16 protein-coding genes are annotated in these 15,322 nt (G+C 52.5%); 9 read left to right on the top strand and 7 right to left on the bottom strand.

All coding sequences use genetic code 11. The annotated features are described in order from the left end of the window. Positions 1-54: 54 nt before the first annotated feature. Positions 55-618 (bottom strand): S-(hydroxymethyl)glutathione synthase, encoded by a 564-nt coding sequence (gene gfa, locus EKL30_RS12010; RefSeq protein WP_126707465.1) that lies wholly within the window; start codon positions 616-618, stop codon positions 55-57. A 155-nt stretch (positions 619-773) separates the two neighbouring features. After that, entirely contained in the window at positions 774-1,709 is a 936-nt protein-coding gene (locus EKL30_RS12005; protein WP_126707464.1) for an MBL fold metallo-hydrolase, read from the bottom strand. A 126-nt stretch (positions 1,710-1,835) separates the two neighbouring features. Here EKL30_RS12005 and EKL30_RS12000 point away from each other — a divergent pair, with 126 nt between their 5' ends. Then, positions 1,836-2,195 carry a hypothetical protein gene (locus EKL30_RS12000; protein ID WP_199748553.1) on the top strand — a complete coding sequence of 120 codons (360 nt, stop codon included), beginning with the start codon at positions 1,836-1,838 and terminating at the stop codon, positions 2,193-2,195. Next, positions 2,176-2,730 carry a DUF3280 domain-containing protein gene (locus EKL30_RS11995; RefSeq protein ID WP_126707463.1) on the top strand — a complete coding sequence of 185 codons (555 nt, stop codon included), beginning with the start codon at positions 2,176-2,178 and terminating at the stop codon, positions 2,728-2,730. Before EKL30_RS12000 ends, EKL30_RS11995 begins: the two co-directional genes overlap by 20 nt. A gap of 59 nt (positions 2,731-2,789) precedes the next feature. On the opposite strand, the gene EKL30_RS11990 is transcribed toward EKL30_RS11995, so the two are convergent. Continuing rightward, positions 2,790-3,614 carry a quinoprotein dehydrogenase-associated SoxYZ-like carrier gene (locus EKL30_RS11990; RefSeq protein WP_199748552.1) on the bottom strand — a complete coding sequence of 275 codons (825 nt, stop codon included), beginning with the start codon at positions 3,612-3,614 and terminating at the stop codon, positions 2,790-2,792. A gap of 56 nt (positions 3,615-3,670) precedes the next feature. Beyond that, positions 3,671-4,609 (bottom strand): quinoprotein relay system zinc metallohydrolase 2, encoded by a 939-nt coding sequence (locus EKL30_RS11985; RefSeq protein ID WP_126707462.1) that lies wholly within the window; start codon positions 4,607-4,609, stop codon positions 3,671-3,673. A 368-nt stretch (positions 4,610-4,977) separates the two neighbouring features. Between EKL30_RS11985 and thdT the strand changes: the two genes are divergently transcribed. The 6 genes from thdT to EKL30_RS11955 all read left to right on the top strand — a co-directional run bounded on the left by thdT (position 4,978) and on the right by EKL30_RS11955 (position 12,258). Next, positions 4,978-6,819, top strand: coding sequence for a thiol dehydrotransferase (gene thdT, locus EKL30_RS11980; RefSeq protein WP_126707461.1), 1,842 nt, complete (start codon positions 4,978-4,980; stop codon positions 6,817-6,819). A gap of 115 nt (positions 6,820-6,934) precedes the next feature. Then, positions 6,935-7,402 (top strand): cytochrome c, encoded by a 468-nt coding sequence (locus tag EKL30_RS11975; protein ID WP_233583061.1) that lies wholly within the window; start codon positions 6,935-6,937, stop codon positions 7,400-7,402. A gap of 44 nt (positions 7,403-7,446) precedes the next feature. Then, positions 7,447-8,337: a quinoprotein dehydrogenase-associated putative ABC transporter substrate-binding protein gene (locus EKL30_RS11970; RefSeq protein ID WP_233583059.1), complete on the top strand. Its 891-nt coding sequence runs from the start codon at positions 7,447-7,449 to the stop codon at positions 8,335-8,337. Positions 8,338-8,340: 3 nt separating this feature from the next. Next, positions 8,341-9,024: a hypothetical protein gene (locus tag EKL30_RS11965; protein ID WP_126707460.1), complete on the top strand. Its 684-nt coding sequence runs from the start codon at positions 8,341-8,343 to the stop codon at positions 9,022-9,024. A gap of 65 nt (positions 9,025-9,089) precedes the next feature. Then, on the top strand, positions 9,090-10,121 hold the full coding sequence (locus tag EKL30_RS11960) for an ATP-grasp domain-containing protein (protein ID WP_126707459.1): 1,032 nt from the start codon (positions 9,090-9,092) through the stop codon (positions 10,119-10,121). Between the two features lie 169 nt (positions 10,122-10,290). Further along, positions 10,291-12,258, top strand: coding sequence for a sigma-54-dependent Fis family transcriptional regulator (locus EKL30_RS11955; RefSeq protein ID WP_126707458.1), 1,968 nt, complete (start codon positions 10,291-10,293; stop codon positions 12,256-12,258). A 46-nt stretch (positions 12,259-12,304) separates the two neighbouring features. Here EKL30_RS11955 and EKL30_RS11950 read toward each other — a convergent pair whose 3' ends face one another. The 3 genes from EKL30_RS11950 to EKL30_RS11940 form a co-directional block, all read right to left on the bottom strand. Continuing rightward, positions 12,305-13,252 carry a beta-propeller fold lactonase family protein gene (locus EKL30_RS11950; RefSeq protein WP_126707457.1) on the bottom strand — a complete coding sequence of 316 codons (948 nt, stop codon included), beginning with the start codon at positions 13,250-13,252 and terminating at the stop codon, positions 12,305-12,307. 36 nt (positions 13,253-13,288) lie between these two features. Continuing rightward, complete coding sequence (locus EKL30_RS11945; RefSeq protein ID WP_126707456.1) at positions 13,289-13,843, bottom strand: cytochrome b; 555 nt, start codon at positions 13,841-13,843, stop codon at positions 13,289-13,291. A 102-nt stretch (positions 13,844-13,945) separates the two neighbouring features. Further along, positions 13,946-14,908 (bottom strand): alpha/beta fold hydrolase, encoded by a 963-nt coding sequence (locus tag EKL30_RS11940; RefSeq protein WP_126707455.1) that lies wholly within the window; start codon positions 14,906-14,908, stop codon positions 13,946-13,948. A gap of 269 nt (positions 14,909-15,177) precedes the next feature. On the opposite strand from EKL30_RS11940, the gene pqqA reads away from it, so the two are divergent. Further along, a complete protein-coding gene (pqqA, locus tag EKL30_RS11935) occupies positions 15,178-15,252 on the top strand; it encodes a pyrroloquinoline quinone precursor peptide PqqA (protein WP_102070171.1) in 75 nt (24 codons plus the stop codon). The last annotated feature ends 70 nt before the right edge of the window (positions 15,253-15,322 follow it).

Below are 15,322 nucleotides of genomic sequence, written 5' to 3'. Positions count from 1 at the left end.
TCTAATAAAATGGCTTGGGGCGGCTATGCCGCCCCCATAGGTTAACGCAGTAGCTTATCGTGTTTTCGATTTGGCGACATGGGTGGCGATCGCATCCATGAGCGGTGGCGAAAGGCAGTCATAAGGTGGCAGCCCTAACTCGACCAGACGCGCTCTGATAGCACCCATCTGCTCAGGCGGCGCGCCCGATTCGATAATCGACGATACGAATGCCGCGAACTCCGGTGCCGCCCATCCCGTTTGCGGCGATCTCTCGGTATGTACGAAGTCCAGGCCATAGAAGGGATGGTTTTTATCCTCGATGCGTCCGTACATATGGACGCCACATCCGGTGCAGGCGTGGCGCTGTATGGTCGCGCTGGGATCTACCACCTTGAGCTTGTCGGCATTGGCGGTCACCTTCACGGCATCGCTCGATACCACAGCTACCTGCGAAAATAATGAACCAGCCGGCTTCCAGCACTTGGAGCAACCACATACGTGGTTATGGGCTGTTTGCGAACTGATGGTCACCTCGACTTTATTATCTGCGCAGTCGCACAACAGCGTTCCTCCTGCGAATCCCGGAGTTGCGGGCCTGATGCCATCGTCGACCGCCGGATGAATTTTTATGCTCATTTTTTGTCTCCTAATAAACAATAAGGTCCGACCGACTTTCTGATAACCAGGACCCCTGGGTGAGTGGCTATATGCCAGCTTCCCAATGCTTAGCAATAACCGCGCCAGTTTTGAGAAGATGAGTTCGGTCTTAACGATACCCGCCCGATGTTGCGCTATTGGAGAGCTTCGCGCTCGAGCTGAAGATAGAGCTGCTCGACGTTTTTGTTGTGTAGAGGATCGTATAAAGGCCAACGTTCGAATTGCGGAAGTCGAGACAGCTTTGCTGCCTCGCCAAGTCCTGCCCCGCCCTTATAAACCCCAATGACCGAACTCTGTAAGGCCCTTAAATAACCGGCTAGATCATCGACCTGTGATGGGGCAGATACCGGCCCTTCGCCAGGCACTAGAAGCCGGGGCTTGCGAGCCTTCAACTTGTCGAGAGCGTCTAGCCAATTATCAATGCGGGCATCTTTTACGTCGGGAATCCGACCGATTGAAACCAAACCGCCCGCAAATAACACACCGGACGCCCGATCGATAATCCCTATTGAGCCTGGGGACGAGGTGTGGCCGAAATACACGATATCCAACTGCCGTCCGGCGACAGTAATGACCATTGCGCCTTCAATAAGCCTGTCTGGAACGGTGACTGTAGTCCCCGCCATTTCCTGCGCTCCCAATACCTCGTTGAGTTTCTTCAGGCATCGTTCGCAACGCTGGCGGATCAAGTCGGCAACGTCGCGGTGTGCAAGAATTGGCACACCTTGTAGCGCAAGTGTGCCGTTTCCAAAGACAAACGCGGGACTTTGATGCGTATTGATGGCCAGCACGACCGGCTTGGGGGTAAGGCGCTTCAACGCGTCTAACTGCTCAGCTGCGTAGCGCGCGCTGGTACCCGTGTCAATAAGAATCACGCCATCGTCACCGATCAGGACGCCCTGATTGCCGACCGCCCCATGATTCTCAGGAGCCGCCTCGGCGTTTTCTCCGATGATCGCATAGACGCCCGGCGCGAGTTCCTGCATAGGGGGAACCCGTGACTCCGTTGCTGAAGCTGGCATCAACGAACTCGCCCCGCACAATATCAGCACTAATAATAAAAATGGCATGGCTTTTGCTATCACCCATAGAGCCGCATAGGATTCGAGAAGTCATCAGGCCTCGATGATCTTCCCCTTTGGGATTCTGGCTTCCGATTTTGTCGTCACTACGATTATTCGCATTCAGGGGAATATATGAAGCTCTCCAGGTTGGCAGCGCTCTTCATTACTTTAGCAATCAGTATGCCAGTTGCAGCTACGGCACAGTCCACTAACGATTTTCCCACCACGACACGTGTCGAGTATGTGTTGGAATGCATGCAGAGTCACAGCGGGAAAAACTATGAATCTTTCTATAAGTGCTCCTGCGTCATCGATGAAATTGCAAAGCAAGCTTCATTTATTGAATATGCCGAAATATCCACGGCGTCGAAGTACTTGCGTTTAGGCGGCGAGCGCGGCGCTGAATTCCGCGACCCGGAACAGGTTAAGGTAATGGCGAAGAAATACAAGGCAATCGAAGGCAAAGCCGCCGATGAATGCTTCCTTAAATAAGCGTCATGCTTCTATGCTTTCTGCGGCCCGAACTTTGTGTGCGGCCGCCTTGATCGGTTATGCGCCTTTTATCTGCGCCACCGACGAACCGCAAAAACACTCCATTGCAATAATGGACTTTGAGCTTATCGACAATACCGGTGAATCGGCAAAGGACGCCGAACAAAAAAGGCGGCTCGCCATGATAAGCCAGCAGCTGCGTGAAGCCATTGCAGAAAATCAGTTGTATACCGTCGTCGATAACGCTCCGGCAGCCTCACTGATCGCCGAATTGCAAAAACGCTTCGAATTGCACAGCTGCAATGGATGCGACGTCGACATTGGGCACGCATTGAATACGCCCCGCGTATTGACAGGCTGGGTCCAGAAAGTCAGCAACCTTATTTTGAACATCAATATTCAAGTACGCGATGTACAAACTGGCAATATAGTTCTGAATAAATCAGTGGATATCCGCGGCAACACCGATCAAACCTGGAGCCGAGGAATTCGCTATATGGTACGCAGTATGGTTGAAAACAAGCAGGCCAACTAGGTCGAGATTGCTGCCGATAGTGCAGGCGCCGGCTCCGATGGTAATACCCGGCCGTTTATCTATTCTGGACGGACCTCCAACGACGTATCGAAGACCAAGTCGTTTGAATCTTCGGCTCTGGCAGTTAAGACGCCGTGAGTCGACGGAATGAAATAGAAGCGGAAGTTTGGGTTTTCGCTGATTCCAAAATCGACATCTGCGCTCATTACCGGTTTACCCGCATATGAGACGTCCAGCTTGCGTACATAATGTGGCGGCTGATAAAGCCGGGTCGCCTGATCCATTACCATGCCCGAGGCATTTGGGTGACGTATCATCAACTGCACCATTACGGGCTGATTCAAGGGCGGCGATTCCTGCGTCATAAGCTTTATTTTGCCCAGTTGGTCATCGCCCCCAGGCCCTTGCCGGTTCGCAGGTGCGGAACATCCGCCAGACGCCTTGACGTACACCTTCGTCATGGCAAGTGCACCATCGTTCGTCTGAACTACTGCTCGCACATAGGTGTATTGCTCAACGCGAATTCGCGTTTCAATATCGGCACGTCCACTTTCGGGCGTCATATGGAACACCGCCGCCAGAGGCGCGGGATTATCGTCAACAATCAAATATATGGACTTGATGTAGCGCTCGGGAGACTGCAGTATTTTTGCGCGGATCGAAATGGGCACCACCGCAGCGTCTTCAGCTCGTTTGGGGGCTGTCAGCTGAATAAGTTCGTTGCCGTCATCACTTATAGGCCTGTTCTGAAAAAGACCTGCATGAAGCTTTTGCCACATTGGACTGTCGGGCGGATTGGACAATTCAGCCGACATCGCCGCCATTGGCACCGCTACCAGCAGGCCGGCAACAACACGCCGAATCCAGTAAAGAAAAGCGTTCATGACACCTCCTGATCCTTTTGTTTTTGTACTCCGATTCCAAACTGTAGACAAGCGGGTTAATCCTCCCACTCGAGTTCGGTGAAGGCAGCAGTCACATTATGGCGATGCGACTCTTCAAATAATTTCCACTGCGCCCGATTCGACGCCCCAATTTCATCTGTTGCTTGTTGGAGCGAACGATTTGCCTTTAAAGCAGAACGGACATCCTTTTGCAGGCGCTGCAGATACTCGCGCTGCGGTATCAACACTGCTGGCCAATCACTACTGAATTGACCATGGCCAGGCACCACCTGACGTGCGGGTATGGATTCGAGTTGCGTCATCGTTGAAAGCCAGCCGGCAAGCCTGCCGTCGAGAGTCGGAATTCTTTCTCGAAATAATAAATCGCCCAGCCATAATGTGGCCGTTTGCACATCGAAAACCGTCAAGTCATTATCGGTATGCGACGTTGGCCACGCCTGCAGGATGAGCTTGCGATCACCCAAATCGATTTCCTGTACAGAATCTACGAATTGATCGGGAAATACAAGCGCACTGGGCCGCGCCAATTCCGTACCTATTGTCCGGTCAAGATAAGCGGCGTAATAGACCTGCCGAGCACGCATCGCGGCGGCAAGGTTACGATGCCCTATATAACGCGGTCTATCCTCAATAAATGCCGAATTCCCGTATATATGATCCGGATGTACATGTGTATTAATGACATAACAAACCGGCTTGTCCGTCTGAAGGCGAATTGCCGCTCTAAGCGCCCGGCCTCCGGCCAGACTTCCTCCGGAGTCAATGACAGCAACGCAACGTTGCCCGATGATAAAGCCCACATTTGCAATCATCCCGCGATTGTCAGCGGTTGCATCCTCATGGACAGCAATGTGTACGAAGACACCCGATGACACGGGCTGTACGGACAACGGTTCCTGCGCTTGCGCGGCAAGCACCAGACTGCCCGAAACCAGAAACCCGATCAAGACGTTTATTGCCCCTTTATGCTTCATATGACGTCGCTGCATAAGCCTGGAGTCCCCTTGGGGCTGCAGTGTCGCAAGACTCATGCCACAAGGGCCAACTTTGACCGGTCCGCCCGTCAACGAGGTTAGAGCAAATTGTAAAGATGGAGATATGTCCATTAAACGGAACACTCGCATCTGATGATTGTTCAGCGTGCAGGACATCTAATGCGGGCCTGAAGCAACTGGCGGCCAATATCTTCAGATTCGAAGGCGGCTTCTTGACCATAGCCTAGCTGACGTCAATTCCTGGCACGATTAGTGCTTCACAAAACGTGCAGCTAGCCGTCGAGGCGCCGAAATGCTGAACCGGATTTCATTCCGTGCCTTGCCGTAAAACCATAACGGAGATAGACATGTCATTGAAGATATCTTTAAAACACGTGCTATGCATCGCTGGGGTCATGATGGCGACCGGTGCGGCACAGGCAGATACACAACTGAACGAGGCGGCGGCCAACCCGGCGAATTGGGCCATGCAGTCCGGCGATCTGGCAAACCATCGCTTCAGCACCCTTAAACAGATTACTAACGAGAACGTCAAAGACCTCCAGGTCGCCTGGACGTTCTCGACAGGCGTACTGCGCGGACACGAAGGCGGCCCACTCGTCATCGGCGACACCATGTACGTGCATAGCCCGTTTCCTAATAAGGTATTTGCCATCAGTCTGGAAGATCAACGCATGCTCTGGAAGTACGAGCCTAAGCAAGATCCCTCGGTGATCGCTGTAATGTGTTGCGATACCGTAAATCGCGGCCTCGCGTTTGGTGATGGAAAAATCATCTTGCAGCAGGCTGACACAACCCTTGTCGCGCTAGATGCAAAGACCGGTAAAGAAGTGTGGAAAACAGTTAACGGCAATCCCAAAATAGGCGAATCGAACACCAATGCGCCTCATATTTTTAAAGATAAGGTACTTACCGGCATCAGCGGCGGGGAATTTGGTGTGCGGGGCCACCTGACAGCGTATGACTTGAAAACCGGTAAGGAAGTCTGGAAGGGGTACTCGGTCGGGCCCGACAAGGAAATGCTGTTCGATCCGGAAAAAACAATGACTTGGACGGACGGGAAAATGGCCCCTGTCGGGGTCGACTCTTCACTCAAAACATGGAAGGGGGATCAGTGGAAAATCGGCGGCGGCACGACCTGGGGCTGGTTCAGTTACGACCCGGAGACCAACCTCGTCTATTACGGCTCTGCCAACCCGGGAACTTGGAACCCTAAACAACGCCCCGGCGATAACAAATGGTCAATGGCGATCATTGCCCGCGATCTGGACACAGGTGTAGCCAAGTGGGTGTACCAAATGACCCCACATGACGAATGGGATTACGACGGTGTCAACGAGATGATACTGGCCGACATCAAAGTAAAGGGACAAGACCGCAAAGCGCTGGTGCACTTCGACCGTAACGGTTTTGCCTACACTATGGACCGTATTACCGGCGAGCTGCTGATCGCCGAGAAATTCGACCCAACGGTGAACTGGGCATCCCATGTCGACATGAAAACCGGGCGGCCGCAAGTGAATGCCAAATACAGCACCTTGCAAAATGGTGAAGACGTGAACACCAAAGGCATTTGCCCTGCGGCTTTAGGAACCAAAGACCAACAACCGGCAGCGTTCTCTCCGATTACAGGTCTGTTCTATGTTCCAACTAACCACGTTTGCATGGACTACGAACCGTATCAGATCGATTACACGGCTGGTCAACCATATGTCGGCGCAACGCTGTCTATGTACCCGACACCGGGAAGTCATGGCGGCATGGGCAACTTCATTGCCTGGGACGCTGGCGCTGGCAAGATCGTCTGGTCCAAGCCTGAAAAGTTCTCAGTATGGAGCGGAGCATTAGCAACTGCTGGTAACGTAAATTTTTACGGCACGCTTGAAGGCTTCCTCAAGGCCGTGGATAACGACGGCAAGGAGTTGTGGAAATTCAAAACTCCGTCAGGCGTTATCGGCAACGTCACCACTTGGGAATATAAAGGCAAACAATACGTGGGCGTCTTATCAGGAATTGGAGGCTGGGCGGGTATCGGTCTGGCAGCCGCGCTCGAGGGGCCAACCGAAGGACTGGGCGCGGTGGGGGGCTACAAAGAACTGGCTCGCTACACCGAACTCGGAGGCGTGCTGATGGTTTTTGCACTGCCCGATAGCGCTCTACAAACCACGAAGGTTGCATCCGTTAAGTAAGCAAACACGCGGCGGACTCTATGAAGATTCCGTCGCTTCCCTACTCTCTCAAGACAATTTGAACTGGCGACGCGGCGCACGCCGCTCGTCAGATTTTTTTAAGGGATATATCTGTATGTCGTTACGCTTTGCTTTTATGAGTGCAAGCCTTGCGGTTGCCCTGGGTTTTACCGTGCCTGGGCATAGTGCAGAGGTCTCCGACACGGTCGCTGCGAATACGGAATCGCCATCCAGTCCACCAGCCACGACATCCAGTGACGTCGCACTATATACCGTCGTTGATAAAACGCACGTAGACGACAATACCCTGGCTGGGTGGAAAACATGGCGAGCACAAGCCTGTGCCCGATGCCACGGGGCCGAACAAGAAGGACTCGTTGGACCATCACTCCTTGAAGGTCTGAAGAGATTGAGCAAAGAGGAATTCGAGCACACCGTAAAAGAAGGCCGAATCGAAAAAGGCATGCCACCTTTCGGAAGCATTCCGCGGGTCATCGAAAATCTGGATAATCTTTACGCTTATTTGAAAGGTCGTTCCGACGGCGCGATCGGCCCAGGCCGGCTCGAGCCCATTGCAAAGTAAAAAACGCTAGAGCGCAAAATCAATGTGAAAAAGGATTTTCATACATGTTTTTGAATCAACCTTCAATTGCCGGCATGACATATCGCACGACTGTCGCCCTCCTCGTCAGCTTGCTGGCTAGCAGTGCACAGGCCCAAACAACATCTGCATCCGGGCCAGAGCAACAAGTATTGCGAGTCTGCCAGGATCCAAACAACCTTCCTATGTCGGATCGACAAGAACATGGCTATGAAAATAAGATAGCAGAGCTGTTTGCCAAAAAACTCGGTTGGAAACTGGAACACGCATGGTGGCCTCAACGCATGGGCTTCATACGCAACACGCTGCAAGCGAAAATTCCCGATACCGATACCTATAAGTGCGACGTCGTGACCAGCGTTTCGCCAAATTTCGAAATGGGACTTGCGACCAAACCCTATCTGACATCGACCTACGCGATGGCCTATGTAAAAGGCAAGGGACTGGACTCCATACACGTACCCGAAGATGTGCTGAAGCTTGATCAAACCACACGCAAGAAACTGAGAATCGGTATATTTACCGGAACGCCCGCTGCCGACTGGTTGATAAAAAACGATCTTTCGGATCTGATGGTGTCCTATCAATTGCAAACCGGCGACCCGGACCAATACCCGGGGCAGATCATCGAGAATGACCTGGCTACGGGCAAGCTTGACATTGCCATTGCCTGGGGACCCATCGTAGGATATTTCGCTAAGCGTACGAATGGCGTGCCAATCGAGGTCGTTCCTTTTCAATTCCGGAACGATGGCATCCAGTATGGGTTCGGCATTGCAATGGGGGTGCGCCACGGGCAAAGACAACTGCGCGACCAGCTCAATGCCCTGATTGATTCAAGCCAACCCGAGATACGTGCCATTCTTGAAGAATATAGCGTTCCCATCGTCTCGACTCCCCCCGCTACCAAGAGCTAAGGCATGATCCCCGCAACAAAGCCCTTGTTCGGCCCCATGCTGATTGCCATTGGCACGGCTATCCTGAGCTTGGCATGCACTCAAGCAAGCGCACAGGAATACACGCAGGCCGAACGGCTTCTGTTTCTTAACAATCACTTCGTCGAAACCGATCTGCAAACCATCACCTATCACTACCGCCACTACACAACAGGCGCAACCCATTACACGGATGAGGTTTTTGTTGACGTCCTGGAACGCCACCGCGACGGAACCGCTTCAGTTGCGACGCGATTTCTATCCGGCGATCGCAGCATTGCTATTCCAACACTCGAAAACGCCGAAGGCAATCCCGCCATTTTGGGATTTTTGGAACGCGACATTGCCGACATGAAGCGTCTGACGGGCGGATCGACCGACTATTTCCGCAAAGCCATCCGCACGGCCCTGGCCATGCCAGGTACCAAGGTTGTCGAGAAAACCATTAGCTACGAAGGCCGTTCTATCAAGGGGCAGGAAATTGTTATCAACCCGTACACTGGCGACCCCCATAAGGCGCAACTGGGAAGCTATGTCAACAAGTCCTATGTCTTTATCTTGAGCGATGCAGTACCTGGAACGCTGTATTCAGCGTATACCCGCGTCGGAAGTACCGGCCCATCACTGGAGACGAGCCTGACTATCTTATCCGGCGTTCTGCCAGAATAGGCTAGCGCGCCGCTAACCCGTGCACGCCGTAGATTGGGCCATCGATTGCACTTCGAGGCAGGAAAGTGAAAATCTTCATTTGTGACCACAGCGGCGTGACATTGCCTGACGGTAGTAATGCATCGTCGTCAGCAGGGTTTCGAGGCGATATTATGATGCGCGCCCTGTTGGCTGATATTTCGCAGATCGAGTCCCTGGAAGTCCTGACGCTTCAACAGCCAACGAGCCCTCCGCATTCCGCTCCAAGACAAGAACTGCACATTTCTGTAGGCCAGCAGGCATCGCTGCAAACCGTAGATGAATGCATGCTGGAAGCTGATGCTGTTTGGCCGCTGGCAGCCGAATCGAATGGCTTGCTAGAGTTGATAGCCACTAAAGCAATACAACATAACAGAAAGCTATTCGGCAGCACACGTGACGCAGTGCATCTGGCCGCCAGCAAATATCGTACGTCGCAAGCGCTGCAGGCGAACGGGGTGCCCGTTGTGCCCACCTATCGCGCACAAAGCAAGCTTCCCACCGACTCTTCAGCCTGGGTCGTGAAACCAGACGACGGAGCCGGTTGTTCAGACACCCATATTTTTCCCCATCGGGCTGGCGCCCTTAAATGGATAGGCGGGCAAGGACAAAGCGACTATGTGCTGCAACCGTATGTCCCTGGCCGCCCTTGCAGTCTATCTTTGTTGTGCAGCGACGGCGACGTTTTGCTGATGGGTTGCAATGACCATCGCGTGGCGGTATCGGATAACCAGTTCCAGTATATGGGCAGCATCATCAACAGTATTCAGGATTCGAACGGCCAGTTGCAACATATGGCTCGTTGTGTGCTTGCAGCAATGCCGGGAATGTGGGGCTATGTCGGGATTGATTTCATCATCACGGATCGCGGACCAGTTGTTCTAGAGGTAAACCCGCGCATGACGCTGTCACATGTTGGCCTGCACGCGTCGACCGGCACGAACCCCGTGCAAGTATTATTGGATGTTCTGAGCAGCACTTATCGAAGTGCGCCCTCCCGCCGCAAGATTCGCCAGATAAGTGTTGATATTAAAGCGTGTCAAGAAGCATGGGGTCCCGACGATAGCGTTAGGGAATAACTCAAAATTAGACAAATCACTTCAAAATGCTTCTATCTGCTGGAATACCGACGGTAATAGGTGGCTTTGATCAATAATTTCGTATACCGTTATGTTATCTAACTCAGCGCACCATACCGGGTCGACCGATAGAACCTGGATGGTTTGCTCATCGAGTGAGGAGACATAAATGGTCAGTGCGCGCAGTCATGGCGCTCGCATCCGCGAGGTCGTCGAATCAGTAGCGGCACCGTATTTGACCGTGCCGAGTCACATAACCGATTCCTGGATTCGATGTTCAAGCGAATACAAGCTTGATCCCACCGTAGCCCGCGAACTGTACGTGGTCGAGAACCAAGAATTGCTAGGACGCCAGGATCGATCCAGTCCCGTCATGCGTGCCGCAAAAAGCGAAATGACAGTGCTATTCCAGCAAATCGCGAAGTCCAACTATGCCATCATGCTGACTGACGCCGAAGGCGTCTTGCTGAATTTTTTTGGCGACCCCGGTTTCACCCATGCCGCTTCCAAATCCGGCCTTATGCCGGGCGCCGTGTGGTCCGAGCAATTCCAGGGAACGAACGGAATGGGGACATGCTTGGCAGAACAACGCCCCATGATGATTCACCAAGGCGACCATTATCTGTTCCGCAATACGGGGCTCACTTGTGCCGCCGCGCCAATTTTCGACTGGCGTGGCAACATACTGGCCGTTTTAGACGCTTCTGGCGAAGCGCATCGGGTGCCCAACCATGTACTCGACCTGGTGAATATGACTGTTCAAGAAATCGAAAACAAAATCTTCATTAATGAGTTTCCATCCCGTCAGCTATTTATATTCCACAGTCGCCCTGAATTTGTCAGCACGCTCAATAAAGGCATCATCGCGCTGGATTCTGATTGTTGCATTCTGGCTGCCAGCCGCAATGCCATGGCGCAGCTAGGTGTAATTTCCGACGAAATTGTCGGCCAACCTTTAGAGGCGTTTTTTGACCTGTCGTTCAAGTCGTTATTACGGCAAAACAAGTCTGCACAAACTCCGTCGATCGTATTCGATGCCCGACACGGCCGTCGCTTCTATGCAACCGCGTTTGCTCCTGTGGCAGACAGGAAAGAGGCGCTACAAGGTTTCGCCACCCAGATTGCCGCAGCAGCGATCAGTAATGCACCAAGTCCCTGTCCGCTTGCTCCGCTAGACGCCTTGAGAAGGGGGCACGACGCCCAAATGGAACACAATATCAAGACCGCCATGAGGGTCTTCGATCGTGACGTCGCCATTCTGCTCTGCGGAGAAACCGGCACTGGAAAGGAGCTGTTCGCGAAAGCGATCCACTTATCAAGCACCCGTGCAGACCATCCGTACGTAGCAATCAATTGCGCGTCAATTCCCGAACAACTGATCGAGAGTGAGTTATTTGGATATAAGCCGGGCGCCTTCACCGGAGCGAGTAAAGAAGGCCAATCGGGCAAGATATTTCAGGCCAATGGCGGCACATTATTTCTAGACGAAATCGGCGATATGCCACTTGCTTTGCAGACAAGATTGCTTCGAGTGCTGGAAGAGCGCGAAGTAGCTCCGCTTGGCGGCAAGGCGCCGATCAAACTCGATATCCGGTTGATCAGTGCAACTCATTGCGATTTACCCTCAAAAATTGCAAATAACGAATTTCGTGCCGACTTGTACTACCGAATCCAGGGCGTAACCCTTACGTTGCCGCCGCTGCGCGCACGCACAGACCGGCGCGCCCTTATCCTTTATGTTCTGCAACAAGAGTCTCCCGACGGCACCACGATCACGGTCGATGACCGACTCATGGACGCCCTTGAAAGCCATCCATGGCCCGGGAATATTCGCCAGTTGCGTAACGTCTTACGGGTAATGGTGGCGCTGCGAAACCGTGATGTGCTGACAATAGACTGCCTGCCAGCTGATTTCTTCGTCGGCCCTAAGCTCGAGCTTGTAAAAGGAACAATGCCGGCAGATCCTAACCTGCTGAATCCATTGGAATTAGCAGAACGCGATGCGTTGATTCAAGAGTTGAAAACATCCCATTGGAATCTTAGCAAACTGGCCAGACAGCTGAAAGTTAGTCGCAATACGCTTTACCGCAAACTGGAGCGTCTTGACGTGCATATAGCTTCTCGCGAAATCTATTAAGCTTTCATCTGCATGGCCTGCAGCAAAGGCAGGCCATGGACGTAAATTAATGAATAACAACGCCCCACGGCCGTTCGCCGACGCTAATATCGTGCAGCTTTATGTTTTTTTCGGTATCGACCACCGACACGCTGTTAGAGCGGCCGTTGGCGACATAAAGCTTCTTCCCATCGGGAGTAATCGCCATATTCCACGGGCGCTGCCCCACGGGGACAGTCGCAATGATTTTATTGCTCGTCGTGTCGATCACGGACACGCTGGCGTCACCACCGTTTGAGATGTAGACGCGGCTGCCATCGGGGTGTACGGTGACCCCGTTGGAGCGGGTGCCCCCCTTCAAATGCGTAAGCACCTTTTTGCTCGCCATGTCGATCACGTAGATCGCATTGCTGTTTTCTGCGGCAACGTAGGCACGGCTACCGTCAGGAAGAAAGCCGATTCCCCGAGGCCGGTCGCCAATTTTCAGTTGAGCGACCTGTTTGCGGGTGTCGAAATCAATGATATCCAGAGCCCCACCATCTTCAGCGCTGACCAACATTGTTTTGCCGTCGGGGCTGAATACCGCATGTTCGGGATTTTCGCCCTGGACTTTGATGCTGGAAACGACCTTATTGTCTCGTGTATCGATAATAGCGACTTCATCGTTCTCCTCGATTGCTGCTGCGATCCACCTTCCGTCCGGCGAGGCATACACCCCTTCGGGTGACTTGCCAAGGTCGATTGAAGGGCCCGGTTTGCGGGACTTAAGATCGATTAACTGCAAACTATTGTTAGGCTGATCACTGACATAGATCCATTCGCCACTGATGGCGAGACCCCGAGGTTTCTTGCCCGCAGGCATATCGCCAACCACGTTATCAGTGGCGACATCGATAATCGAGATGGTGCCCGAGCCTTCATTGGCCACATAGGCAAACGGAGCAGCAAAGGCGACAGACGACAAGGACATCAGGCCAACGGCGAGCAGGTACTTGGGGTAATGAGGACAATTCATACAGGGCAATCTCCGGTGTTTCCATAATTGGATGCTTCATTGACGTTGTGCTGCACGACGACGCAATAACATTCGTGAAAAAACCTGATCGCGATCAATAAACAAATGCTTTAACGCCGCAAGCACATGGAGTATCACCATTACAAGAAGCAACCAAGATGCCAACTTATGCGTTCCATTAAAAAACGCGTAAATTGCCTTGTCATCAATGCCCCACGGAGGAAAAGAAACAACGTTGAAGAACTTGATTCCGTACTTGCTGAAGTTGGACGCGATATAGCCAGAAACCGGCATGATTACCATAAGCGCATATAGAAGCCGGTGGCCGGCAGTTGCCAAGCGCCGCTCCCATGATGGAACGGTAAGTGGAAGCGGAGGCGGGGTGTGCGCAAGGCGCCAAAACAGCCGTATAAAGATCAGCAGACCGATGACGATGCCCGTGCTTTTATGCAGATTAACGAAGTACGATCGTTCCGGTACGCCGCGCGGGATTTCGTCCAGGTACCATCCAAATGAGAACTGGCCGATCAACAGCGCTGCGATAAGCCAATGCAAAAATATTGCAGTACGAGTGTATCGTTGATCCACCATTGCAGCCTCTCTGCTTTTTTATAGTTCCTTATTATTGAAGTGAATTTACCATACCTGCTCTGATAAGTAGCCCGATTAATTTGTGTAGTATGGGGGCCTGCTTCAATGCTGTGACGAGTCGACAGCGTTCCTTGTGGCATTTAAATGCCGGGCAAAAATATCATGAACGGCACTACGTAAGGCGCGGAATATAGACGGATCCGAAGCAGTGTGGGTACCCCTTGACACCCACCTGACCTCTGCGTCTGGTATGTAATCGATCAAACGAACCAAGTTTGCGGGCGGGCAGATCCAGTCGTGAGTCCCATGGACCAAGATTACAGGTGCGGAAATATGCCTTGCCGCATCGAATACGGCGGATTCTGTCGTGAAACATGATTGCGAAAGATAATGCGATTGGATTCGATACTTGTGGAGCACGCCGGCTTCTATATTGGCGGAAACACTGTCCACTTTACCGGCCATGGCGTCCATCACGGCGTTCTCGTATCTGCTCCACCGATTGGCACTTTCTATTCCTTCCGACTCTGTTCCGAAATGCAGTCGGTGGGTCAGAGTTGCGAGAACGGATATCGCTTCTTCAGTTGTCATGCCTGCCGTCAGTTCGGACCATGCAAATGGCACCAATGCCTGAAGGTCGCGAAAGAACCAGTCAAGTTGGGCGCCACCAGGCAAAAAAACTCCGCGTAAGACGAGGCCACTGATCGAGGTCGTATGCCTGCCCGCGTACAGGACGCCTAGCATTGCGCCCCAAGACCCGCCCACGACCACCCATTTGGAGATTCCCAAGAAGGCGCGTAACCGTTCTATGTCGGCGATAAGGTTCTGCGTTGTGTTGAACCGAAGCTCACCCGATGGTTTGCTTTTTCCAGTTCCGCGCTGGTCGAATAAAACGACCCGGTGCTGCGTAAGGTCGAACCAATCCAGCATAGAGATTCGAGAACTACTCCCCGGTCCGCCATGTAGCACTACGGCCGCAGGTGCATCTGGGCGCCCATACTGGGCGAAGTACATTTGATGCCCCTCACCGACGTCGAGCATACCCTCGGAAATGGGAATAACCATAGGTCTCCGTTCAATGATATGTGCACCTATGTGGCGCCAGTGACGCACATGCTCCGAATACGAAACAGCACACTACTGCAGCTAACTGCCTACAAGTTACCGCTAAAATTTAAACAGGGACAACTCCGCCAAAAAACGCCGCGCAAGATCTTGACATTCCAAAGCACAGTGATAACATTAATTTGACTGTAGCGGTTAGTGCAGCATAGCAATAATTCAAGCAGTCGTTCGTTCTTGGAAAAGTATTCAAACTTTCGACAGGAGACGCTATGAAATGGAGTAAACCAGAGTTTTCCGATTTGCGATTCGGCTTTGAAATTACCATGTACATTGCCAACCGCTAATACGATCTTTATCTCGCGGACGGCGCGGCGCTAGTGGTAAATCGGCGCCGCGTTTTTTTGTCGGAAGCTC

Origin of the sequence: Candidimonas sp. SYP-B2681, from assembly GCF_003971065.1 — a bacterium.
In the GTDB taxonomy this organism is placed as follows: Bacteria; Pseudomonadota; Gammaproteobacteria; order Burkholderiales; family Burkholderiaceae_B; genus Pollutimonas.
This window is presented reverse-complemented; position numbering and strand designations above follow the sequence as displayed.

Bases quoted from the DNA above. Each gene is read 5' to 3' on its own strand.
- thdT (WP_126707461.1), top strand. From the start codon at position 4,978: ATGTCATTGAAGATATCTTTAAAACACGTGCTATGCATCGCTGGGGTC.
- EKL30_RS11995 (WP_126707463.1), top strand. From the start codon at position 2,176: ATGAATGCTTCCTTAAATAAGCGTCATGCTTCTATGCTTTCTGCGGCC.
- EKL30_RS11965 (WP_126707460.1), top strand. From the start codon at position 8,341: ATGATCCCCGCAACAAAGCCCTTGTTCGGCCCCATGCTGATTGCCATT.
- EKL30_RS11985 (WP_126707462.1), bottom strand. From the start codon at position 4,609: ATGAAGCATAAAGGGGCAATAAACGTCTTGATCGGGTTTCTGGTTTCG.
- EKL30_RS11940 (WP_126707455.1), bottom strand. From the start codon at position 14,908: ATGGTTATTCCCATTTCCGAGGGTATGCTCGACGTCGGTGAGGGGCAT.
- EKL30_RS11950 (WP_126707457.1), bottom strand. From the start codon at position 13,252: ATGAATTGTCCTCATTACCCCAAGTACCTGCTCGCCGTTGGCCTGATG.
- EKL30_RS11970 (WP_233583059.1), top strand. From the start codon at position 7,447: ATGTTTTTGAATCAACCTTCAATTGCCGGCATGACATATCGCACGACT.
- EKL30_RS12000 (WP_199748553.1), top strand. From the start codon at position 1,836: ATGAAGCTCTCCAGGTTGGCAGCGCTCTTCATTACTTTAGCAATCAGT.
- EKL30_RS11955 (WP_126707458.1), top strand. From the start codon at position 10,291: ATGGTCAGTGCGCGCAGTCATGGCGCTCGCATCCGCGAGGTCGTCGAA.
- gfa (WP_126707465.1), bottom strand. From the start codon at position 618: ATGAGCATAAAAATTCATCCGGCGGTCGACGATGGCATCAGGCCCGCA.
- EKL30_RS11975 (WP_233583061.1), top strand. From the start codon at position 6,935: ATGTCGTTACGCTTTGCTTTTATGAGTGCAAGCCTTGCGGTTGCCCTG.
- EKL30_RS12005 (WP_126707464.1), bottom strand. From the start codon at position 1,709: ATGCCATTTTTATTATTAGTGCTGATATTGTGCGGGGCGAGTTCGTTG.
- EKL30_RS11945 (WP_126707456.1), bottom strand. From the start codon at position 13,843: ATGGTGGATCAACGATACACTCGTACTGCAATATTTTTGCATTGGCTT.
- EKL30_RS11990 (WP_199748552.1), bottom strand. From the start codon at position 3,614: ATGAACGCTTTTCTTTACTGGATTCGGCGTGTTGTTGCCGGCCTGCTG.